This is a genomic window from Arthrobacter sp. Y3224198 (assembly GCF_059090025.1).
Genome location: NZ_JBNHFG010000032.1, coordinates 1 through 22,345, shown reverse-complemented (window position 1 = coordinate 22,345; position 22,345 = coordinate 1). Strand labels below are relative to the sequence as shown.

The following is a 22,345-nucleotide window of genomic DNA, read 5'->3' as shown; positions in this document are numbered from 1 at the left end:
TTCCGGGAGGACTTCACTGTGCGCGGAGGGGGACTTGAACCCCCACCCTCGTTAGAGGACTAGCACCTCAAGCTAGCGCGTCTGCCATTCCGCCACCCGCGCTTGGGTGATCTCCACAGGTTTCCAAGTTGTTCAAAACCCGTGGAAGCAACGGGAAAAACTCTAACACGGTTTTGCCCCGAACAACGAATCGGCCCAAGCCGCAGGCAGGTTAGTGGTCACCGGAGGACGAAATGTGGCCTGCCGCACTCCGGCTCTGGCTAAGCTGGCTGGCAGAGCTCACTGAAGGGAAACCCCATGCCTGACGAAGTCCGCACCCACCAGCCCGGCACCGGCCACCATGCGGCGGGCCGCGCCGAAGACGAGGTTGCCCGCATCTGCCGTGACCTGATCCGGTTCGACACCTCCAACTTCGGTGACAACTCCGGACCGGGGGAGCGGGCCGCCGCGGAGTACGCCGCCGGACTCATCGAGGAGGTCGGCCTCACCGCCGATCTGTTCGAGTCCGCGCCGGGCCGGGCGTCCGTAGTGACCCGCATGGAAGGAACCGATTCCTCCCTTCCGGCCCTCGTGGTGCACGGACACCTGGACGTGGTCCCGGCCCAAAAGCAGGACTGGAGCGTGGATCCGTTCAGCGGCGAGGAACGGGACGGGCTGATCTGGGGCCGCGGCGCCGTGGACATGAAGGACATGGACGCCATGATCCTCTCCGTGATGCGCTCCATGGCCGCCACCGGCACCAAGCCCAAACGCGACATTGTCTTCGCCTTTTTCGCCGACGAGGAAGCCGGCGGAGACTACGGCGCCCGGTGGGCGGTGGAACACCGTCCGGAACTGTTCGACGGCGCCACCGAGGCGATTTCCGAGGTGGGCGGTTTCTCGGCCACCATCGGCGGACGGCGGACCTACCTGCTGCAGACCGCGGAGAAGGGCATCTCCTGGCTGCGGCTGGTGGCCCACGGGCGTGCCGGGCACGGCTCCCAGATCAACACCGACAATGCCGTCACCCGCCTGGCGCGCGCCGTCGCCAGTATCGGCAGCCACCCGTGGCCCATTGAACTGACGGACACCACCCGGGCCTTCCTGGACGGGGTGACCGAACTGACCGGCGTCGAATTCGATCCGGACAACCCGGAGCGCCTCCTGTCGGAACTGGGCACCGTGGCCCGGTTTGTGGGTGCCACCCTGCAGAACACTTCCAACCCCACGGTGCTGAAGGCCGGGTACAAGCACAACGTCATTCCCGGCACCGCCGAGGCCCTGATCGACGCCAGGACCCTGCCGGGCCAGGAGGAACAGGTACTGGCCACCATCCGGGAACTGGCAGGCGAGGGCATCGACATCAGCTACGAACACCAGGACGTGTCCCTGGAAGTGCCGTTTACCGGCGCCCTGGTGGACTCCATGGTCTCTGCACTGCAGGCCGAGGATCCGGGCGCCCCGGTGCTGCCCTACACGCTCTCGGGCGGCACGGACAACAAATCGCTGAGCCGGCTGGGCATCACCGGCTACGGCTTCGCTCCGCTCCGGCTGCCCGAAGACCTGGACTTCACCGGCATGTTCCACGGCGTGGACGAGCGGGTGCCGGTGGACTCCCTGAAGTTCGGCACCCGGGTCCTCTCCCGGCTGCTGGCCAACTACTGATCCGTGCCGCCCGCCAGAAAGGAAACCGCCGTGGCTGCCACTGACATCCTCACCCCGGAACTGCTGGAGCGCCTGCGTTCGCGCGCCGCAGGCTACGACGAATCCAACAGTTTCTTCACGGAAGACCTCGAAGACCTGCGCGCTGCGGGTTACCTTGCCCTGTTTACCCCCGTATCCGAAGGCGGCGCGGGGCTGGGCATCCCCGACGTCGTCGCCTGCCAGCGCCTGCTGGGAGCAGTTGCGCCAGCCACGGCCCTGGCTGTGAACATGCACCAGGTCTGGTGCGGGGTGGCGCACCTGCTGGCCCGCAGCGGTGACGACTCCCTGGCCTTCGTGCTGCGCGAAGCGGCGGCGGGGGAGGTCTTCGCCTTCGGCGTCTCCGAGCCCGGCAACCCGGCGGTGCTTTTCGACTCGCACACGCAGGCGGTGCCCGCGGGCGACGGCGGCTATGCGTTCACCGGCACCAAGATCTTCACCAGCCTCTCGCCGGCGTGGACCCGGCTGGGCATCTTCGGCAAGGACTCCTCCAACCCGGAGGAACCCACGCTGGTGTTCGGGTTCGCGGACCGCGGCACACCCGGGATTGCCATTGCCGATGACTGGAACACCATGGGCATGCGGGCGAGCCAGTCCTGCACCACCCGCCTGGACGGTGCGCATGTCCCGGCGGCCCGGATGGTCCGGACCACGCCGGTGGGCCCGCACCGCGACGCGTTTGTGTTCGGCATCTTCAGCCTGTTCGAGACCCTGTTGTCCGCCGTGTATACCGGCATCGGGGACCGGGCGGTGGAACTGGCGGCCGCGGCGGCCCGGGCACGGGTGTCAGCGGACGGCCTTCCCGGGTCCGCCAATCCGGACACCCGGTGGAAGATCGCCGATGCGGCAATCCGCATGGACGGTATCCGCCTGCAGCTGGGTGCAGTGGCGCGGGACCTCGAGGAAGGCGCGGATCACGGAAGTTACTGGTTCCCGTTGCTTTCGGGCCTGAAGTACCGCAGCACCGAAACGGCCCGCGGTGTGGTGGAGACCGCCATGCGGGTGGCGGGCGGCCGCAGCTACTCGCGCGGGCAGGAACTGGAACGGCTGTACCGGGACGTGCTGGCGGGCATGTTCCACCCCTCCAGCGAGGATTCTGTCCACGCGTCCGTGGCCAACGCTGTCCTCGGTCCGGTCGACCAGGCCGGTCCGGCTCAGTAGCAGGGGCAGCCCTACGCCGTGCGCTGGACCCGCAGGATCCTTCGCCGCAGCCAAAACCGCCGGCCGCCGCCGCTGTAGATGCGGCTGCGGTGCAGTTCCCACTTGCCGTATTCGGCGTGTTCAACGAGGCGGCGCCTGGCATCCGGCAGCGATTCGGTCGGTTCCACCGAGACCACAAGGTATTCGTAGTCCCGCAGATTTTCATGCCGGCGGGAGACATCTGGGGCAAGAATTTGTTCGCGCATTTCCCTCCAATTTTGCCTACTTTACCGCTAACGTCTAGGGCATGAGCATAGATCCGCGCATCGCGCTCCAGTCCCTGGTGACCGCTTTCGAGGAGCACCTCGCGGCGGCCGCCAGCCGCCGCGGCGAGAAGGATCCCGTGGTGGAGAGCGCGTACCTGGCTATCGCTGATGCCTTCGAAGTCTACGAGGAAGTCCTGTACGACGCCTATGGGGAGGTCACCCCCTTGGAAATCTACGAGGACGATGAAGACGACTACGAAACCGGCGACGCGGACTCCCTTGACGCGGATCCCCTGGAGGGTTTCGGAGACCTGGACGGCGACCCCGGAGCCGGTCGCGACGGCGGAACCGACGACAACGGCAACGGCAGCACCCTGGGCCGGCCGGCAGGCCGCTGAGCCGCAGGTGCCGGGTGGCGGGCCGGTAGCGGTCCGTCGCCGCGGAGCCTTTCCCGGTGCCAAGGACTCTTTCCCCGTGCCATAGAGTCTTAGTGTGAATTGGTTTGAAGCGATCTTCCTTGGCCTGATCCAGGGCCTGACAGAGTTCCTGCCCATCTCCTCCAGCGCCCATCTGCGCATTGTCGGGGAGCTTCTGCCCGGCGCCCAGGACCCGGGAGCGGCGTTCACCGCCATCACCCAGCTGGGTACAGAGACGGCCGTGGCGGTGTACTTCTGGAAGGACATTGTCCGGATCATCAAGTCCTGGTTCGGATCCCTGACCGGCCGGGTGCCGCGCAATGACCCGGACGCCCGCATGGGCTGGCTGATCATCATCGGCACCCTGCCCATCGTGGTGCTGGGCCTGTTCTTCCAGGACCAGATTGAAAGCACCTTCCGCAGCCTGTGGATCGTGGCCACCATGCTGATCGTCTTCGGCATCATCCTGGCCGTCGCGGACACTGTCGGACGCCAGCAGCGCACGTTGGACCAGCTCAGCTACAAGCACGGCATCCTGTACGGCTTTGCCCAGGCACTGGCCCTGATCCCCGGCGTATCCCGCTCCGGCGGCACCATCACGGCCGGCCTGCTGATGGGCTACACCCGGGAAGCCGCCGCACGCTACGCCTTCCTGCTGGCCATTCCCGCCGTCTTCGGCAGCGGCCTCTTCCAGCTGGTCAAGTCCCTGGACGAACCCATGCCGTACACGGCACTGCAGACCGGCGCCGCCACTGTGGTCGCCTTTGCTGTGGGATTCGTCATCATCGGCTGGTTCCTCCGCTACGTTTCCACCCGCAGCTACCGGCTCTTCGTCTGGTACCGGATCCTGCTGGGCGTGCTGATCTACCTGCTTCTGGGCTTCGGCGTCATCACCGCCTAGGGCCGGGCCGCGTCAGCACCCACCGGCCGCGGACAGTAGAGTTGATAGCGTGATTGCTTGGAAATCCCCCTCCCTGCCCAGCCTGCCCGGCGCGTCGGTCAACGTCCGCCTCTATGACACCGCCGCCCAGGCGCCGGTGACCGTACAGCCGGACGGCGCCGCAAGCATGTATGTCTGCGGGATCACCCCGTACGATGCAACCCACATGGGGCACGCCTCCACGTACGTGGCCTTCGACCTGCTGAACCGGCAGTGGCGCGACGCCGGCTACGACGTGCGCTACGTCCAGAACGTCACCGACGTCGACGATCCGCTGCTGGAGCGGGCCACCGCCACCGGCGCCGACTGGCGCGAGCTGGCCCGGGAGCAGACCCAGCTCTTCCGTGATGACATGGAAGCCCTGAATGTCCTGGCCCCGGACCACTACATCGGTGCCGTCGAAGCCGTGGAGTGGATTGTCCCGGTGGTCGAGGACCTGATGGACCGCGGACTGGCCTACCGGGTGCCGGGCACCGAAGGGGAGCCCGACGGCGACCTGTACTTTGACGTGGACGCAGCCTCCAAGCTGGCCCCGGAGGATCCGGACGCCTGGTGGCTGGGCCAGGTTTCACACCTGAACCGTGAGGCCATGCTGCCGGTCTTCGCCGAACGCGGCGGCGACCCGGACCGCCCCGGCAAGCGCAATGCACTGGATCCGCTGCTGTGGCGCCAGGCCCGGACGGGTGAACCGTCCTGGGAGGGCGGACGGCTGGGACGCGGCCGTCCGGGCTGGCACATCGAGTGTTCGGTTATTGCCCAGCGCTTCCTGCCCCGCCCTTTCACTGTGCAGGCCGGCGGCTCCGACCTGGTGTTCCCGCACCACGAAATGAGCGCCGGACACGCCTACGCCAGCGCCGGAACCCCTTTGGCCTCGCACTACGCCCATGCCGGAATGGTGGGCCTGGACGGCGAGAAAATGAGCAAGTCCCTGGGCAACCTCGTCCTCGTCTCGCGGCTCCGGGCCGAGGGCGTGGAACCGGCAGCCATCCGGCTGGTCCTGCTCTCGCACCACTACCGGACAGACTGGTTCTGGACGGCGGACCAGCTGCAGGCCGCCGAGCAGCGCCTCACCCGCTGGCGGCATGCCCTGGAGTTCACCGACGATGCCATGGCCGCCGGCATGCTCGCCCGGATCCGCGAAGCCCTGGCCGATGACCTCAACGCGCCGGCAGCACTGCAGGCAGCCGATGCATGGGCCGCTGCGGCCCAGGCTGCGGGCCGCCCCGGCTCCCCGGCCGGCAGCGAACTGGCCTGCTCCGCCCTGAACGCACTGCTGGGCATCCAGCTCTAGGAAGCGGCGGGCAGCCGGCGGGGTCAGTCCCTGCGGCGGCGTTTGAGGTAACGCTCAAACTCGCGCGCAATGGACTCCCCGCTGGCCTCGGGAAGCTCGGCAGTGTCCTTGGCTTCTTCCAGCTGGCGGACGTACGCAGCCACTTCCGGATCCTCCGTGGCCAGTTCGTCCACGCCCCGTTCCCAGGCCTCGGACTCCTCCGTGAGCAACTGGGTGTCCAGGGGTACCTGGAGGAGTTCCTCGATCCGGTTCAAGAGCGCCAGCTGGGCCTTGGGGGAGGGCGCCTGTCCCACATAGTGCGGCACCGCGGCCCACAGCGAGATGGACGGGATGTCCGCCAGGTTGGCCATTTCGGAGACCACGCCCACAATGCCGATCGGACCCTCGTAGGCGGACACCTCGAGGTTCAGGCTTTCCTGCAGGTCCCGCTCCTCGCAGGTGCCGGTGACCGGAATGGGCCGGGAGTGGGGTACATCCGCCAGCAGCGCGCCGGCCAGCACAATGCAGTCCACGTCCAGTTCCTTGGCCAGGGCAATGAGTTCGGCCGTGTAGGCCCGCCATTTGTAGGAGGGCTCCACCCCGGTCACGAAAATGACGTCCAAGTTGCTGTCCGGAACTTCGGCGCGCGAAATCCTGGTGGTCGGCCATTTGATCCGCTGCCGGCCGGACGCCGTGCGCCTGATGGTCGGCCTGGTGAACTGGAAGTCGTAGTACTCGTCGGCGTCGATACTGGCAATTTTTTCGCTGTCCCAGTGCCGGTGGAGGAATTTCAGGGCGTCAGAGGCTGCCTCGCCTGCATCGTTCCACCCTTCGAACGCAGCCAGCATCACAGTGACGCGTTCGGGGGACGTCTCATCGCCAAAAAAGTCCTGCAGCCCTGCTGCCGGGAAGCCATCGGTAGTGCTCACACGATCACACTATGCCCCGTTCCACTGTGTGTCAGGACGCAGCTGCGGAGCTTCGCGGAGAGCAAAAGAAACGCGCTGTCCGCGCGCCCCTTAGACTTAGGTCATGTCCACACTTCCCGCAGATGATTCCCTTGGCAGCCGCGCCACCCCCACCCTGCAGGCCGTCTTCTGGGATATGGACGGCACACTCGTGGATACCGAGCCCTACTGGATCGGTGCCGAAAAGGACCTGACCCGCAGCTTCGGCCTCGAATGGACCGATGCCCAGGCCGAGGCCATGGTGGGCCAGGCCCTCGAATTCGGAGCCGGAATGCTCCGGGAGGCCGGCGTGCCCCTGTCGGTGCGGGAAATCATCGACCGGCTGATCGGGCAGGTCACCGAACAGGTCCGCCGCTCGGTGCCCTGGCGGCCCGGCGCACGGGAGATGCTGGCCGGACTCCGGGACGCGGGCATTCCCTGCGCCCTGGTCACCATGTCCGAGCCGGTGCTGGCCCGGGAAATCGTCCGCGCCCTGCCTGCCGGGACGTTCGACATCGTGGTCACGGGGGATATGGTCAGTGCCGGCAAGCCGGACCCCGAACCGTATCTGCTGGCCTGCGACACCATGGCCCGGCTGGTTCCCGGACTGGACAAGGCCGGCATAGTGGCGGTGGAGGACTCACTGCCGGGTGCCACCTCGGCGCAGGCCGCCGGCCTGGTGACCCTCGGGGTACCGAACTTCATCCCGCTGCCCGAGGGGACCGTCCGGCACGAATGGAGCACCCTGGCCGGCCGCGGTGTCCGCGAGCTGCAGCAACTGCTCGCCGATCCGGTCCCGGAGCCCGCCAGGTGAGCAGTAACGGACCCGCCGGCACCGAACGGCGTGAGGGAATTCCCCTGGGCCATGTTGCCGGCGTGCCGGTCTTCCTGGCCTACTCATGGTTCCTGATCGCCGCACTGATTGTGGCTGTTTTCGGCCCCCAGTTGCGCGCAAGCTTTCCGTCCCTGGGGGCCGGGGCCTACGCGGCCGCCCTCGGCTACGCCGTGTTGCTCCTGCTCTCCGTCCTGGCGCATGAAGCGGCGCATGCACTCACTGCCCGTGCGTACAACTGGCCGACCTCGAAGATCGTGCTCACGCTGTGGGGCGGACACACCCAGTTCGGCGACATGCGCTCGACGCCGGGGCGTTCGCTGCTGGTGGCCCTCGCCGGACCGGCGGCCAACTTCCTGCTCGCCCTGGCCGGCTTCGGAATCCTCCAGCTCCTGGACCGCAGCAGCATCGCCGGGCTGATCGTGTTTGTTTTCGTCTACAGCAACCTGCTGGTGGCGGTCTTCAACATCCTGCCCGGGCTTCCCCTGGACGGGGGCCGGATCGTCGAAAGCGCCGTGTGGAAAGCCACCGGCTCCCAGGAACGCGGGACAGTGGCTGCCGGGTGGGCCGGGCGGATTATCGTCGTCCTGCTCCTGGCCGTCCTGTTCATACCGCCTTATCTGCGTGGCGGAGCCCCGTCCCTGAGCCTTGTCCTGGTGGCGGCCCTGCTGTCCGGTTTCCTGTGGATGGGTGCCGGGGCGGCCATTGCCAACGCGCGGATCCGCCTCCGGCTGCCGCAGGTCAGCGCCGCAGCGCTGATGGAACCGGCGGTTGCGCTGCCGGCAGGCTCCTCGTCGGGTGCGGCACTGCGGCTGGTCCTGGACCGCCCGGACAGCGCCGTGGTGGTCACGGCCGCCACCGGACAGCCCGAAGCAGTAGTGGACCGGGGCGCCCTGGCCCAGGTGCCCCGCGAAACAGCCGACCAGGTGCCGGTCAGCGCCGTCGCCCGCCCGCTGGCGCCGGGAGCGTACGTGCCCGAGGTCGCCGCCGGGCAGGAGCTCGTCCAGTACCTCGCGAAACTGCAGGGACACGAGTACGCGGTGATCAACCGCGAAGGCACGGTCACCGGCCTGCTGCACCAGTCCGCCGTCGTTGCCGCCATGACCGGAAAGCCCGCCCGCCGCGTGCGCTAGCTCCAGCTCCGCCGCACCAACCCGCCCCGGCGCCGCGCGCCAGGGCCATACAGACCCGCAAGAGAACCAAAGGAAAACCCATGAATAACCAGGAGCAGCCCAGCGCTGCACCCCACGGCGCCGACATCCGCCGGGGACCGCTCCGGCCCGGAGAACGCGTCCAGCTCACCGACGAAAAGGGCCGCCGGAACACCATTACCCTCACTGAGGGCGGCGCGTTCCACACCCACCGCGGCTACCTGCAGCATGACACCCTGATCGGCCTGCCCGAAGGATCCGTGGTCACCAACACCGCGGGACACCAATACCAGGTGCTGCGCCCGCTGCTGTCCGACTTTGTGCTGTCCATGCCCCGCGGAGCAGCCGTTGTCTACCCCAAGGACGCGGCGCAGATCGTCACCATGGCGGACATCTACCCGGGTGCCCGGGTGGTGGAAGCCGGCGTCGGTTCCGGCGCCCTGAGTATTTCGCTGCTGCGTGCCGTCGGGGACAACGGCAGCCTGCATTCCTTCGAACGGCGCGAGGAGTTCGCCCAGATCGCCCGCGGCAACGTGGAAACCTTCTTCGGCGGCCCGCACCCGGCCTGGAACATCTCCCTCGGCGATTTCCAGGACGAAGTGGTCAAGGCGGAAGAACCCGGCAGCGTGGACCGGGTGGTCCTGGACATGCTCGCCCCCTGGGAATGCACCGACGCCGTCGCCACTGTCCTGGCCCCGGGCGGCGTCTGGATTTCCTACGTAGCCACGGTCACCCAGCTGTCCCGCACCGCGGAGGCCATCCGTGCCGACGGGCGCTTCACGGAGCCCGACGGCTGGGAATCGATGGTCCGCGGCTGGCACCTGGAAGGCCTCGCCGTGCGCCCGGACCACCGGATGGTTGCGCACACGGGCTTCCTGCTGACGGCCCGCCGGCTCGCCGAAGGCGCCACCGGCCTGGTGGCCAAGCGCCGCGCTTCCAAGACGAACTTCAGCGAAGAGGACCTCAACGCGTGGACCCCCGCCGCCGTGGGCGAACGGGAAGTCTCGGCACACAAGCTGCGCCGGGCCGCCCGGGACGCCAGCTCCACAGTGCAGCGCGGAGCACTGGAAAGCGCGGAAAAGTTCCAGCAGGAGACGGACACCCCATAACGGGTAACCGGCGAAACACAAGACGCCGGACCCCGTGTATCTCACGCGGCGCTGGGTTACTGTCGGAAGACAGACCCAGAGCTATGTGAAGGCGGTCGGTACCATGGCTGAACCCGAAAACGTCGCACCCGGGACCGGGGAATCCCGCACTGTTCCGGCGACAGCCGGAACGGGGAACGAGGCACGCCAGTTGAACGTCCTTCGGGACAAACTCCGGAATCTGGACCGGCAGCTTGCTGCCCTGACCCATAACAACGCCCGGCTCGTAGCCATGCTGGAGACCGCGAAAGCCGAGATCATCCGCCTGAAGGATGCGCTTGAAAACGAAGGCGCCACCCCCTTCAGCTTCGGCACCGTGATCGGTGTGAACCAGCGCAGGGAAGCCGAGCCGGGGGTCACCACCACGGCGTCGGTGCAGGAAAGCCTGGACATCATCCAGTCCGGCCGGAAACTGCGGGTGGCGGTTTCGCCCCTCCTGGACCTGGGACAGATAGTCCCGGGCCAGGAGGTGCTGCTGAACGAGTCCCTCACCGTCATTGCGGCGCTCGGTTTCGAGCGTGCCGGCGAACTGTTCACCATCAAGGAGATCCTGGACCCGGACCGGGTCCTGGTGATCGGACGGGCCGACGACGAGCGCGTAGTGCGCCTGAACGGCCCGCTCAGCCGCGGGAAGGTCCGGGTGGGCGACGCGCTGACCGTGGACACCCGCATCGGCTACGCGCTGGAAAAGATCCCGCGCAGCGAAGTGGAAAACCTGGTCCTGGAGGAAGTCCCGGATATCTCCTACGCGGATATCGGCGGGCTCGGCCCGCAGATCGAACAGATCCGCGACGCGGTGGAACTGCCCTTTATGCATCCGGACCTGTACCGCGAGCACGGGCTGAAACCGCCCAAAGGCATCCTGCTCTACGGCCCTCCCGGCTGCGGCAAGACGCTGATCGCCAAGGCGGTGGCGCACGCCCTGGCGGCACGCGTCATGGAACAGACGGGAACGCTCGGGGCACGGAGCTACTTCCTGAACATCAAGGGCCCGGAGCTGCTGGACAAGTACGTGGGGGAGACCGAACGCCACATCCGGCTGATCTTCGGCCGGGCGCGCGAAAAGGCTTCCGACGGCAGCCCCGTGGTGGTCTTCTTCGACGAGATGGATTCCCTCTTCCGCACCCGCGGCACCGGCGTCTCCTCCGACGTCGAAACCACCATTGTTCCGCAGCTGCTCAGCGAGATTGACGGCGTGGAGAAGCTCGAGAACGTGATTGTGATCGGTGCCTCCAACCGTGAGGACATGATTGATCCGGCCATCCTGCGGCCGGGCCGGCTGGACGTGAAGATCAAAATCCAGCGCCCCGACGCCGAGGGTGCCGCGGAGATCTTCGGCAAGTACCTGACCCCCGACCTGCCGCTGCACCGCGAGGACCTCGCCGAGCACGGCTACGACCCGGTGGCGACGGTACGGGAGATGATCCGCCGCACCGTGGAGAAGATGTATGCCGAGGACAAGGCCAACGAGTACCTCGAGGTGACCTACGCCAACGGGGACACCGAGATGCTCTACTTCAAGGACTTCAACTCGGGCGCCGTGATCCAGAACGTGGTGGACCGGGCGAAGAAGTACGCCATCAAGGACCTGCTCCAGATCCACCAGCGCGGGCTGCGCATCGAACACCTGATGCGCGCCGTCGTGGACGAGTTCCGCGAGCATGAGGACATGCCCAACACCACCAACCCGGACGACTGGGCACGGATCTCGGGGAAGAAGGGCGAACGCATCACCTATATCCGCACCATCGTCCAGGGCAAGGCCGGCCAGGAGCCCGGCCGGACCATTGAGACCACGGCCAACCCGGGACAGTATCTGTGACCGTTCGCCGGGTGATGGGGACGGAGACCGAGTACGGCGTGCTCGCTCCGTCCCTGCCCTCCGCCAACGCCACCGTCCTGTCCAGCCAGATCGTTAATGCGTATGCGGCCACGCTGCGCAGCGGGGCGGGCAACCTCTCCGGTACGCGCTGGGACTACACGGATGAAGCGCCGCTGAACGACGCCCGGGGTTTCGCCGTGCCCCGGTCCGCCGCCGATCCCACGCAGCTCACCGACCAGCCGCCCGTGCTGGACGCCGAGCAGATTGCGATGGAAGGCGGCGGCCCGGCGGCACTGTACGGCGAGCAGACCTCGGACAGCCCGGTGCTGATGAACATGGTGCTGGGCAACGGGGCGCGGTTGTACGTTGACCATGCGCATCCGGAATATTCCTCCCCGGAGGTCACCCGTCCCCGCGACGCGGTGCTATGGGACAAGGCCGGGGACGCCGTGGTGCTGGCGGCCATGCGGCACATCGCCCGGATGCCCGGCTTCGCACCCGTGCACCTGTACAAAAACAACACCGACAACAAGGGCGTCTCGTACGGCTCACACGAGAACTACCTGGTGCCGCGCAGCGTACCGTTCGGTGCCCTGGTCAGCGGGCTGGTGCCGTTCTTCGTCTCGCGGCAGGTGATTGCCGGCTCCGGCCGGGTGGGCATCGGCACCAACAACCAGCGGCAGGGCTTCCAGCTCAGCCAGCGGGCCGACTTCTTCGAAACCGAGGTGGGGCTGGAAACCACCATCCGCCGCCCCATCATCAACACGCGCGACGAACCCCACGCCGTCGCCGAAAAATACCGCCGGCTGCACGTCATCATCGGTGACGCGAACCTCAGCGAGGTGTCGGCGCTGCTCAAGGTCGGCACCACGGCGCTGGTGCTGTCCATGATCGAGGCCGGTGCCGCACCGTCCGTGGAACTGCGGGATCCGGTGGGTTCGCTGCAGGCCATCAGCCATGACCCGTCCCTGGAGCAGCTGGTGGAGCTCAAGGACGGGCGGATGGTCACCGGGCTGGACCTGCAGGAAATCTACTTCGAAGCCGCCGCCAGGTATTCCCGGGCCACGGGGGGAGCGGACGCCGACACCGAAGACGTCCTTGCCCGCTGGTCGGCCCTGCTCGGCACGCTGAAGCGGGACCCGATGGAAGCGGCAGGCACCGTGGACTGGGCAGCCAAGCTGAAGCTGCTGCAGGCCTACCGGGACCGTGACGGGCTGTCCTGGTCCGACGCACGGCTGCACCTGGTGGATCTGCAGTACGCGGATATGCGCCCGGAAAAGGGGCTGTACTACCGGCTGGCCGCCCGCGGGCAGATGGACCGGATCCTCACGGACGCGGAGATTGCCCGCGCCGTCACCCATCCGCCGGACGACACCCGGGCCTACTTCCGCGGCAACTGCCTGACCCGCTTCCCCAAGGAAGTGATCGGTGCCAGCTGGGATTCCATCATCTTCGAGCTGCCCTCCCGCCGGCGGCTGCAGCGCATCCCGACGCGCGAGCCGCTGCGCGGAACCCGGGCACTGACCGAGGAGCTGTTCAACGCATCCGCGGATGCGGAGGATTTTGTCACCAGACTCCTGACCGGTTCGGAGACCTCCGTGGCACCATAGGACTAGGATTCAACCCCCGGGCAAGAAAGGGCTAAGCATCATGGCAACCCAGGACCGCAAAAACACCGGAACGCATCCCCTCGAAGAAGAAGAAACCGAAGCCGTACCCCCGCCCGCAGCCGAAGCGGAAGCCTCCGTTGACACCGAAGGCGTGGACGACCTGCTCGACGAAATCGACGGCGTGCTGGAGAGCAACGCCGAGGAGTTTGTCCGCGGCTTCATCCAGAAGGGCGGTCAGTAACGGATGGCCCACCGGGACCCCGCTGCCGCCGTCGATTCCTCCGCAACTTCATCCTTTTCCGACCATCTGTCCCGGCATAATCCCGGGCTCCTGCCGTCCGCCCGGTCCCTGGGCCCCGCATCGCCGGGATCCGCCCGGGACCTGGCGCCGCAGGCCACCACCATCGTCTCCCTCACCTATGCGGGCGGGGTGCTGATGGCGGGGGACCGGCGCGCCACCATGGGCAACATGATTGCCTCCCGCCACATCAAGAAGGTCTTCCCGGCGGACAACTACTCGGTACTCGGCATTGCCGGCACCGCGGGGCTGGCCCTGGACATGATCCGGCTCTTCCAGGTGGAGCTGGAGCACTACGAGAAAATCGAAGGCACGCCAATGAGCCTGGACGGAAAGTCCAACCGGCTTGCGGCCATGGTGCGGTCGAACCTGCCGCTGGCATTGCAGGGACTGGCCGTGGTGCCGCTTTTTGCCGGCTTCGACATGCAGCGGCGGACCGGCCGGCTGTTTTCCTATGACGTCACCGGCGGGCGGTACGAGGAGTACGAACACCACAGCGTCGGCTCCGGCTCCGTCTTCGCCCGCGGTGCGCTCAAAAAACTGTGGCAGCCGAACCTGGACGAAGAGCAGGCGGTGGCGGTGGCCGTGGAGTCCCTCTACGACGCCGCCGACGACGACTCGGCGACCGGCGGACCGGATGTGGTCCGCCGGCTGTGGCCCGTGGTGTACGTGGTCAACAGCGCCGGCAACCGCGAGATCCCCGAGCGTGAACTGCAGGAGCTCTCCCGCGGACTGATTGAACGGCGCTCCGCCGCCGGGCTGGAGGCATAGCCGTGACACAGCAGTTCTATGTCTCGCCCGAACAACTGATGAAGGACCGGGCGGACTTCGCCCGGAAAGGCATTGCCCGCGGCCGGTCCGTGGTGGTGCTGACCTGCCGCGAGGGGATAGCCCTGGTGGCAGAGAACCCGTCGCCGTCGCTGCACAAGCTCAGCGAAATCTACGACCGGATCGGTTTTGCCGCCGTCGGCAAGTACAACGAGTTCGAATCGCTGCGCCAGGCCGGCATCCGGTTTGCCGACGTGCGCGGCTATTCCTATTCCCGCGAAGACGTGTCCGCACGCGGACTGGCCAGCGTCTACGCACAGAGCCTGGGCTCTGTTTTCACCACGGAGGGCAAGCCTTTCGAGGTTGAGCTTGCCGTGGTGGAAGTAGGGGAGGACCCTTACTCAGACCACCTCTACCGCCTGAATTTCGACGGCGCCATCGCCGACGAAAGCAACTACACCGTTATGGGCGGCCAGGCCGACACCGTCAATGAGGCCCTGGCGCGGACCTGGCGACAGGACGCGGACTTCACATCCGCCATCCGGACGGCGGTCGCAGCGCTCTCGGCCACCCGGACGGTGGAGGGCAACGGCGGCCAAAGCCCCGAACGGCTGGGGGCGGGGCTGCTGGAGGTGGCCGTGCTGGACCGGGACCCGCTTTCCACGCGCGGCACGGTCAGGGCGTTCCGCAGGATAAACACCGTAGAGCTTGACCGCTTGCTGGTCAGCGCGGAAGGAGACTGATGGACCGCAGGATCTACGGGGTGGAAACGGAATTCGGCATCGCGTATTCCGGCCCCGACTCACGTCCGCTGTCCCCCGAGGAAGTGGCGCGCTACCTCTTCCGCAAGGTGGTCAGCTGGGGCCGCTCCTCGAACGTGTTCCTCACCAACGGTTCTCGCCTTTACCTCGACGTCGGATCCCATCCCGAGTACGCCACCGCCGAGTGCGACGACCTGGCCCAGCTCGTGGCGCATGACCGGGCCGGCGAGCTGATCCTGGACGACCTCGTTGACGAGGCGGAGGAACGGCTGAAGGCCGAAGGGTTCAACGGCAGCGTCTACCTGTTCAAGAACAACACCGACTCCGCGGGAAACTCCTACGGCAGCCATGAGAACTACCTGATTCCGCGCCGGCTCGAGTTCTCCCGGCTGGCCGACGTCCTGATCCCGTTCCTCGTGACCCGGCAGCTGCTGGTGGGGGCCGGGAAGGTGCTCAAGACCCAGTCCGGCTCCCTGTACGCCTTTTCCCAGCGCGCCGACCACATCTGGGAGGGCGTTTCCTCCGCCACCACCCGGTCCCGGCCCATCATCAACACCCGGGACGAACCGCATGCCGACGCCGAGCACTACCGCCGGCTGCACGTCATCGCCGGGGACTCGAACATGTCCGAGACCACCATGCTGCTCAAAGCGGGGTCCGTGGACCTGATGCTGCGGATGATCGAGGCCGGGGTGCTGATGCGGGACCTGCGGCTGGAGAACCCGATCCGCAGCATCCGGGAAACCTCCCACGACCTCTCGGGCCGGCAGCCGCTGAAGCTGGCCAACGGCTCAACCATGACGCCCCTGGACCTGCAGCGGATCTACCTGCAGCGGGTCAAGGATTTCGTAGCCGCCAACGGGGCGCACAACCGGCATACCGGGCGGGTGGTGGACCTGTGGGAGCGCACCCTGGACGCCATCGAGTCCGGGGACCATTCCGGGATCGATACGGAAATTGACTGGGCCATCAAGAAAAAGCTGGTGGACCGGTACGCCGAGCGGCACGGGCTGGAAATGTCTTCCTCGCGCCTGTCCCAGGTGGACCTGACCTACCATGACATTTCCCGGCGCCGGGGGCTGTTCTACCTGTTGCAGGCCCGCGGGGAGACGGCCCGCGTGGTGGAGGACAGCGACATCAAGGAGGCCGTCGACCAGCCGCCGCAGACCACCCGGGCCAAGCTGCGCGGTGATTTCGTGCGGCGTGCCAAGGCGGCCAACCGCGACTTCACCGTGGACTGGGTGCACCTGAAGCTCAATGACCGGGCCCAGCAGACCGTCCTGTGCAAGGATCCGTTCGCCTCCGTGGATGAACGGGTGGAAGCGCTGTTGTCCACTCTCTGAGGACCATTCCGCATGCCACCTAGGCTTCATTCAGGCGGACCGGTTAGTGTGGGCCTGTTGCGGTCCGGTGCCGTGTGCCGGTTTCCGCTGATCAATGTCCACCACTGAAAGAAGTACTGTGCGTAAAGTACTAGCCATACTCCTGCCTTTCCTGCTGTTCCTGACCGCCTGCTCCGGCGGCGGCGACGCCAGCGGTCCGCTTGCCTCCGTAAAGATTGAACGCGGCGACGACGGCACTGCCCCTACGGTCGAATTCGACAAGCCGCTCAGCGCGGACGAGCCCACCCTGACGCGGATCAACGACGGCGACGGCGAGGAACTGGCCGACGGCCAGACGGCGTCCATCCGCCTGATGATGGTCGACCCGGAAAGCGGTGAAGCCGGCCAGGAGTCGTACACGGCTGAAACGGCCGAAGACATTGCCGTCGATGACACGCTCAAGCAGGGCAACGAGCAGATGTACAGCGCCCTGGTGGGCGCACCCGTAGGCTCCGACTTCGCCTACTACGTGCCCGGCAACGAGGCGGCCGGCAGCACGGCACAGTTCATCGTCTTCACCCTGACCGACGCCCGTGACGTGCCCACCCGTGCCTGGGGCTCGGATGTTGCACCTGTCGAGGGCCTGCCGACCGTGGAACTGGACGGCGACGGCAAGCCCGCCATTACGGTCCCGAAGACCGACGCGCCGACCGAACTCGTGGCCCAGGACCTCAAGACCGGTGACGGTGCCGTGGTGGAAGCCGACGACACCGTGACCGTGCAGTACCACGGCGTGAAGTGGTCCGACGGGACGGTCTTCGATTCCAGCTGGGACCGCGGCAGCGTCGCCACCTTCGGCCTCGACCAGGTTATTTCCGCCTGGACCGACGGGCTGGCCGGCAAGACGGTCGGTTCCCAGGTGCTGATCGTGGCGCCGCCCGCCACGGCGTACGGCGCATCCGAAGGCAACGAGCTCCAGAACGAAACCCTGGTGTTCGTGGTCGACATCCTCGAGGCCAAGTGACCCGATAGGATTGCAGCCAGTCACAAAACAAAAGGAGTCCCATGTCATTCGGAAAGCGTGAATACGACCGCCAGAAGCCGGAAATCGATTTCCCGGCCCACGACGCCCCCACCGACCTCGTGATCGAGGACATCGTGGTCGGCGACGGCCAGGAAGTGAAGGCCGGAGACACGGTGTCCACCCACTACGTGGGCGTTGCCTTCTCCACCGGTGAAGAGTTCGATGCCTCCTGGAACCGCGGCGCGCCGCTGGACTTCCGCGTCGGCGTCGGCCAGGTCATCCAGGGCTGGGACCAGGGCCTGCTGGGCATGAAGGTGGGCGGCCGCCGCCGGCTGGAAATCCCCTCCTCCATGGCCTACGGCGACCGCGGTGCCGGCTCCGCCGTGGCTCCGGGCGAGTCGCTGATCTTCGTGGTGGACCTGCTCGGCGTCCGCTAGGCACCTGCTTTGCCGCGCAAGGGGCGGAACCGTGTCCTTTCGGGACACCGGTTCCGCCCCTTCCGCGTGGAAGGACCGGAAGAACGGTAGATTAGCTGCGTGTCCGCCAAGAGAACCGAACGCCTGCTGAACCTGGTCATTGCGCTGCTCTCCACGCGCAGGGGCTTCACCAAGCATGAGTTGTTCGAAGAAATTGAACTGTACGGCGAAGCTTCCACGCCGGAGGCCCGGGAGAAACTCTTCGACCGGGACAAGGCCTTCCTGCGCGAGCAGGGAATCCCCGTGGAGTCCTACAGCGAAGAGCCGCTGTTTGAGGGCACTGCCACCCAGCGTTACCGGATCCGGCAGGACGCCTACCGGCTTCCCGGCGTCCAGTTCACTCCCGAGGAATCCGCCGTCCTGGCTTTGGCCGCCCGGATGTGGGACCAGGCCTCGCTGGGGTCCGCCGCCGCCCGCGCCCTGCGCAAGCTGCAGGCACGGGGCGTGCTGCCCGAAGACGCCGGCACCATTCCGCTGCAGCCCAGCATCCGGACCAACGACCCGCATTTCGACGAAATCTGGCGCGCCGCCACCACCCGCGTGCCGGTGACCTTCGGTTACCGTGCCGCCGGATCCGCCGCCTCGGCCACCCGCCGCGTGCAGCCGTGGGGGATGGGCAGCCGCTTCGGCCACTGGTACCTGGTGGGCTATGACCTTGACCGCGGTGCCGAACGGATCTTCCGGCTCTCACGCATGGAAGGACCCGTCCGGCTGCGGTCCGGCAGCTATGCCGTTCCCGAAGATTTTGACATCGATGCCTCCCTGGCCTCCCTGGATGACGTGTTCACCCCGCGTCCGGCCACGGTGGACGTGCAGCGGGGCGCCGGAGCCGGCCTGCGGCTGCAGGCCCGGTCCGTGACCGCCGGCAGCGAAGGGCGGGACCGGCTGCACCTGGAGGTCCGCGACCTGGACTCACTTGCCGGCGACACCGTGGCCCTGGGAGCCGCCGCCGTCGCCGTCGATCCGCCCGAACTTGTCTCCGCCGTCCGGACCGCACTGGCCAATGCCCTCGAAGCCCAGCGCAGGCCGCTGCCGGCCTTCACCTTGGAGGACGTGCCCGGGCCCGCCCGCCGGCCCGGCTTCGGCGCCCAGGACCACCTGACCCGGTTGCTGGACCTGGTTCCCTATGTCCTGGCCAACCAGGGCACGGGCATGGAGGAAACGGCCGCCGCCTTCGGGGTCAGCAAGGAACAGCTGGCCAAGGACCTTGACCTGCTGTTCGTCAGCGGGCCGCGGCACTACCCCAACGGGCTGATGGACGTCAGTTTCGACGACGACCGGATCTACATCGACAACGCCGACAACCTCTCCGAACCGGTGCGTTTCGGCATGGATGAGGCCGCAGCCCTGATCGTGGGACTGGATACGCTCTCCGCACTGCCGGGCATCGGGTCCTCCGCCGCAGTGGCCGCCGCGCTCGAGAAACTCACCGAAGCGGCAGGCGAGGCCGGGGCGGTGGGCACCGCCGTCGCCGCGCGCCTGGACGACGCCGCCGGCGGGACCGTACTCGCGGAACTGCAGCAGGCCATCAGCGCCGCCCGGCAGCTGGAACTGCGGTACCTGGTGCCGAGCCGCGACGAGGTCACCCTGCGCACCGTTGACCCGCGCCGCCTGCTCTCGGTGGACAACACCTGGTACCTGGAGGCCTGGTGCCACCGGGCCGAAGCGCCGCGGAACTTCCGGGTGGACCGGATCCTGGGGGTCCGGGACAGCGGACCGGCGCTGACCCACGCACCGGAACCGGGCGCTGCGTTTCCCGCCAGCCTGTTTACGCCCGGCCCCCAGGACACCCGGGTCACGCTCATCCTGGCACCGTCCGCCCTTTGGGTCAGTGAGGCCTACGACGCCGGACGCCGGGCCGGGCTGCCGGACGGCCGCACCGCCGTGGAACTGCGCACAGCGAACACGGACTGGATTCCGGCGTTCATCGGCCGGCTGGGCGGCGGCGCGGCAGTAGCTGCCCCCGAGGACCTGCGCACCGCCACGGAGTCCTGGCTGACGCAGGCAGCAGGAAACTATCCGGCCGCTTAGGGGAGCCGTCAGTTCCGCAGGGCAGACTCCACTATGCTGGGAATATGCCTTGGTGGTCCTGGATACTGATATGGCTTGCCCTGGCGGCAGGCGCAGCGGGCTTTTACGCCCTGATCGGCTACCGGCTGTTCCAGCGGTTCCTCGGCGTTCTCAGGGAAGTCGAAACTGCCTCTGCTAAGTTGTCCTTCAGCGCACAGGACACCATTGAATCGACGGTGGTCACCGACGGGGAGCCGGGGATCTTCACTGAACCGGCCGATGCCAGGAAGTCCTACGAAGCAGGCAAGGCGGCGCGCCGGGAAGCCCGGCGGATCCGCCGGATCGAGCGCCGCACGGCCAAGGGCCAACCGCGCGCATGGCGGGACATCCCCGAACTCTGACATAGAATTATTGCTCAACGAAAGGACACCGCCATGAGGCTTGAAGGCTGGCAGCTTATCGCCATCATCGTATTGGCCATCCTGCTCTTCGGCGCTCCGAAGCTGCCGGGACTCGCAAGGAGCGTGGGGCAGTCCCTTCGCATCTTCAAATCCGAGGTCCGCCAGATGAAGGACGACGATCCCAAGGCGTCCACTGACCCGGTGGAGGGCCGCGTGGTCAACCCCGAGCAGCCGCAGGCAAAGTCACCTGAGCAGACCTTCTTCCCCGGACAGACCCCGCCCTCGGGTGCTCCGGGTGGTTCACCCGACTCTGCGGGCAACCCGCCAACCAGCCGCTAGCAGCCATGGCCCTGAGCAAAGGGCGCAAATCCAACCCTGAAGGGCGGATGGCGCTCAAGGAGCATCTGCGGGAATTCCGCAACCGGCTCTTCAAGTCAGCCATCGCCGTGGTGCTCGGCACCGTGGGCGGGTTCTTCCTCTACCTGCCCGTTTTTAATGCCCTGACCAAACCGCTGATCGACGCCGGCAACAGTGACGGGCGCTTCACCACCATCAACTTCGAAGGTGTCGCAACCCCGTTTGACCAGATGATCCAGGTGTCGGTCTTCATCGGGCTGCTGGTGTCCAGTCCGGTCTGGCTGTACCAGGCGTGGGCGTTCGTCACGCCGGGCCTCAAACGCAAGGAACGACGGGCCGCGCTGGCCTTCCTGGGAGCGGCCGTTCCGCTGTTCCTCGCCGGCGTGTACCTGGCGTGGCTGATCCTTCCCAATGCCGTGCGGGTGCTCACTGAGTTCACCCCCGAGGGCGGCTCCAACGTCATCACGGCATCCGTGTACCTGGCGTTTGTGCTGCGCCTGCTGCTGGCCTTCGGCATTGCCTTCCTGATTCCCGTTTTCCTGGTGGGCCTGAACCTGGCCGGACTGCTGCAGGGAAAGACCATCATCAAGTACTGGCGGATCACGGTGTTCGTCATCTGCCTCTTTGCGGCCATGGCTGCTCCGGGCGCCGATGCCCTCAGCATGTTCTACCTGGCGGCCCCGCTGCTGCTGCTTTTCGCCGTGGCCGTGGCCATCTGCCTCATCAATGACAAGCGCCGGGTCCGGAAGCAGGCGGCCCGTGAAGCAGCGGTGGAAGCCGGCGCCGACACCGCCACGCCCGTCGACAAGCTGTAGGGCAGCCGCCCTGTTCGCCCGCCGGTGATATGGCGCCCGGAGCTTCGCGCAGAGCATAGGCTGGGTACATGACTTCTCCTTCGGAGCGGTACCTTGCCGCAAAACAACGTTCCGAACACGTGAAAACCGATCTGGGGGTCTTCGAGCAGTCGCTGGGGTTTGAACTGGATTCCTTCCAGTCCGAGGCCTGCCGCTCGCTCGAAGCCGGCCGGGGCGTCCTGGTGGCCGCACCCACCGGGGCCGGGAAGACAGTGGTGGGGGAGTTCGCCGTCTACCTCGCCCTGCAGAAGGGGCTGAAGGCCTTCTACACCACCCCCATCAAGGCCCTGAGCAACCAGAAATACACGGAGCTCGCAGCGTCCTACGGCAGCGAACGGGTGGGACTGCTGACCGGCGATACCAGCATCAACCCCGACGCCGATGTTGTGGTGATGACCACCGAAGTGCTGCGCAACATGCTCTACTCCAACTCGGATACCCTGATCGACCTGGGCTATGTGGTGATGGACGAGGTGCACTACCTGGCGGACCGGTTCCGCGGGGCTGTCTGGGAAGAAGTGATCATCCACCTGCCCTCGGACGTCCAGGTCGTCTCACTGAGCGCCACCGTCTCCAACGCCGAGGAATTCGGTGCCTGGCTGGACACTGTCCGCGGTTCCACCGATGTGGTGGTGTCCGAACACCGGCCCGTCCCGCTGTGGCAGCACGTGATGGTGGGTCGGGAGATCTACGACCTTTTCGAGTCCGACGTCTCGTTCGACGAAGCTGCCGATGAGCAGCCCGGCATCAAGGAGCGTTACCGGGTCAACCCGGAACTGATGGAACTGGCCCGCGCGGAATCCCGCGTCGGCCAGCGCGGCCACTGGGGCGGCGGGCGTGCCCGCGGCGGAC

23 protein-coding genes and 1 tRNA gene are annotated in these 22,345 nt (G+C 67.0%); 21 read left to right on the top strand and 3 right to left on the bottom strand.

Features of this window, described 5'->3' with window-relative positions; translation table 11 throughout:
* Positions 1-19 precede the first annotated feature (19 nt).
* Positions 20-102, bottom strand: a tRNA-Leu gene (locus AC5RUF_RS13860).
* A 195-nt stretch (positions 103-297) separates the two neighbouring features.
* Between AC5RUF_RS13860 and AC5RUF_RS13855 the strand changes: the two genes are divergently transcribed.
* Positions 298-1,644, top strand: a complete 1,347-nt coding sequence (locus AC5RUF_RS13855; protein ID WP_493996787.1) for a M20/M25/M40 family metallo-hydrolase — start codon at positions 298-300, stop codon at positions 1,642-1,644.
* Between the two features lie 30 nt (positions 1,645-1,674).
* Positions 1,675-2,841: an acyl-CoA dehydrogenase family protein gene (locus AC5RUF_RS13850; RefSeq protein ID WP_494130963.1), complete on the top strand. Its 1,167-nt coding sequence runs from the start codon at positions 1,675-1,677 to the stop codon at positions 2,839-2,841.
* Positions 2,842-2,852: 11 nt separating this feature from the next.
* Here AC5RUF_RS13850 and AC5RUF_RS13845 read toward each other — a convergent pair whose 3' ends face one another.
* Positions 2,853-3,086, bottom strand: coding sequence for a DUF5703 family protein (locus tag AC5RUF_RS13845; protein ID WP_493996789.1), 234 nt, complete (start codon positions 3,084-3,086; stop codon positions 2,853-2,855).
* Between the two features lie 41 nt (positions 3,087-3,127).
* Between AC5RUF_RS13845 and AC5RUF_RS13840 the strand changes: the two genes are divergently transcribed.
* From AC5RUF_RS13840 to mshC, 3 genes are all read left to right on the top strand, one after another.
* The gene (locus AC5RUF_RS13840) at positions 3,128-3,484 is read left to right on the top strand and encodes a hypothetical protein (RefSeq protein WP_494130962.1); all 357 of its coding nucleotides are present in this window, start codon (positions 3,128-3,130) and stop codon (positions 3,482-3,484) included.
* Positions 3,485-3,578: 94 nt separating this feature from the next.
* Positions 3,579-4,403, top strand: coding sequence for an undecaprenyl-diphosphate phosphatase (locus tag AC5RUF_RS13835; protein WP_494130961.1), 825 nt, complete (start codon positions 3,579-3,581; stop codon positions 4,401-4,403).
* Positions 4,404-4,452: 49 nt separating this feature from the next.
* A complete protein-coding gene (gene mshC, locus AC5RUF_RS13830) occupies positions 4,453-5,733 on the top strand; it encodes a cysteine--1-D-myo-inosityl 2-amino-2-deoxy-alpha-D-glucopyranoside ligase (protein ID WP_494130960.1) in 1,281 nt (426 codons plus the stop codon).
* Positions 5,734-5,756: 23 nt separating this feature from the next.
* On the opposite strand, the gene AC5RUF_RS13825 is transcribed toward mshC, so the two are convergent.
* Positions 5,757-6,608 carry a PAC2 family protein gene (locus tag AC5RUF_RS13825; protein WP_493998340.1) on the bottom strand — a complete coding sequence of 284 codons (852 nt, stop codon included), beginning with the start codon at positions 6,606-6,608 and terminating at the stop codon, positions 5,757-5,759.
* Positions 6,609-6,744: 136 nt separating this feature from the next.
* Here AC5RUF_RS13825 and AC5RUF_RS13820 point away from each other — a divergent pair, with 136 nt between their 5' ends.
* From AC5RUF_RS13820 to AC5RUF_RS13745, 16 genes are all read left to right on the top strand, one after another.
* Entirely contained in the window at positions 6,745-7,473 is a 729-nt protein-coding gene (locus tag AC5RUF_RS13820) for an HAD family hydrolase (protein ID WP_494130959.1), read from the top strand.
* Entirely contained in the window at positions 7,470-8,624 is a 1,155-nt protein-coding gene (locus AC5RUF_RS13815) for a site-2 protease family protein (RefSeq protein WP_494130958.1), read from the top strand. Before AC5RUF_RS13820 ends, AC5RUF_RS13815 begins: the two co-directional genes overlap by 4 nt.
* An 80-nt stretch (positions 8,625-8,704) precedes the next feature.
* Positions 8,705-9,751, top strand: coding sequence for a tRNA (adenine-N1)-methyltransferase (locus tag AC5RUF_RS13810; protein ID WP_493996516.1), 1,047 nt, complete (start codon positions 8,705-8,707; stop codon positions 9,749-9,751).
* A 103-nt stretch (positions 9,752-9,854) separates the two neighbouring features.
* A complete protein-coding gene (arc, locus tag AC5RUF_RS13805; RefSeq protein ID WP_494130957.1) occupies positions 9,855-11,612 on the top strand; it encodes a proteasome ATPase in 1,758 nt (585 codons plus the stop codon).
* A 14-nt stretch (positions 11,613-11,626) separates the two neighbouring features.
* Positions 11,627-13,222, top strand: a complete 1,596-nt coding sequence (dop, locus tag AC5RUF_RS13800; protein ID WP_493996518.1) for a depupylase/deamidase Dop — start codon at positions 11,627-11,629, stop codon at positions 13,220-13,222.
* A 40-nt stretch (positions 13,223-13,262) separates the two neighbouring features.
* Positions 13,263-13,463 carry a ubiquitin-like protein Pup gene (locus tag AC5RUF_RS13795; protein ID WP_493996514.1) on the top strand — a complete coding sequence of 67 codons (201 nt, stop codon included), beginning with the start codon at positions 13,263-13,265 and terminating at the stop codon, positions 13,461-13,463.
* Positions 13,464-13,466: 3 nt separating this feature from the next.
* Positions 13,467-14,291, top strand: coding sequence for a proteasome subunit beta (gene prcB / locus AC5RUF_RS13790; RefSeq protein WP_493996513.1), 825 nt, complete (start codon positions 13,467-13,469; stop codon positions 14,289-14,291).
* Between the two features lie 2 nt (positions 14,292-14,293).
* A complete protein-coding gene (prcA, locus tag AC5RUF_RS13785; protein WP_493996512.1) occupies positions 14,294-15,031 on the top strand; it encodes a proteasome subunit alpha in 738 nt (245 codons plus the stop codon).
* Positions 15,031-16,392 (top strand): Pup--protein ligase, encoded by a 1,362-nt coding sequence (pafA, locus tag AC5RUF_RS13780; RefSeq protein WP_493996511.1) that lies wholly within the window; start codon positions 15,031-15,033, stop codon positions 16,390-16,392. The genes prcA and pafA overlap by 1 nt, the downstream gene beginning before the upstream one ends.
* A gap of 118 nt (positions 16,393-16,510) precedes the next feature.
* Positions 16,511-17,395, top strand: coding sequence for an FKBP-type peptidyl-prolyl cis-trans isomerase (locus AC5RUF_RS13775; RefSeq protein ID WP_493996510.1), 885 nt, complete (start codon positions 16,511-16,513; stop codon positions 17,393-17,395).
* Between the two features lie 41 nt (positions 17,396-17,436).
* The gene (locus AC5RUF_RS13770; protein ID WP_493996509.1) at positions 17,437-17,832 is read left to right on the top strand and encodes an FKBP-type peptidyl-prolyl cis-trans isomerase; all 396 of its coding nucleotides are present in this window, start codon (positions 17,437-17,439) and stop codon (positions 17,830-17,832) included.
* Positions 17,833-17,931: 99 nt separating this feature from the next.
* The gene (locus AC5RUF_RS13765; RefSeq protein WP_494130956.1) at positions 17,932-19,902 is read left to right on the top strand and encodes a helix-turn-helix transcriptional regulator; all 1,971 of its coding nucleotides are present in this window, start codon (positions 17,932-17,934) and stop codon (positions 19,900-19,902) included.
* 44 nt (positions 19,903-19,946) lie between these two features.
* Positions 19,947-20,282 carry a hypothetical protein gene (locus tag AC5RUF_RS13760; protein ID WP_494130955.1) on the top strand — a complete coding sequence of 112 codons (336 nt, stop codon included), beginning with the start codon at positions 19,947-19,949 and terminating at the stop codon, positions 20,280-20,282.
* A 33-nt stretch (positions 20,283-20,315) separates the two neighbouring features.
* Positions 20,316-20,621 carry a Sec-independent protein translocase subunit TatA gene (gene tatA / locus AC5RUF_RS13755; protein WP_493998208.1) on the top strand — a complete coding sequence of 102 codons (306 nt, stop codon included), beginning with the start codon at positions 20,316-20,318 and terminating at the stop codon, positions 20,619-20,621.
* Positions 20,622-20,626: 5 nt separating this feature from the next.
* The gene (gene tatC, locus AC5RUF_RS13750) at positions 20,627-21,454 is read left to right on the top strand and encodes a twin-arginine translocase subunit TatC (protein ID WP_493998207.1); all 828 of its coding nucleotides are present in this window, start codon (positions 20,627-20,629) and stop codon (positions 21,452-21,454) included.
* Between the two features lie 68 nt (positions 21,455-21,522).
* Positions 21,523-22,345: DEAD/DEAH box helicase (locus AC5RUF_RS13745; protein ID WP_494130954.1), on the top strand; the 823-nt coding region annotated here is incomplete at its 3' end.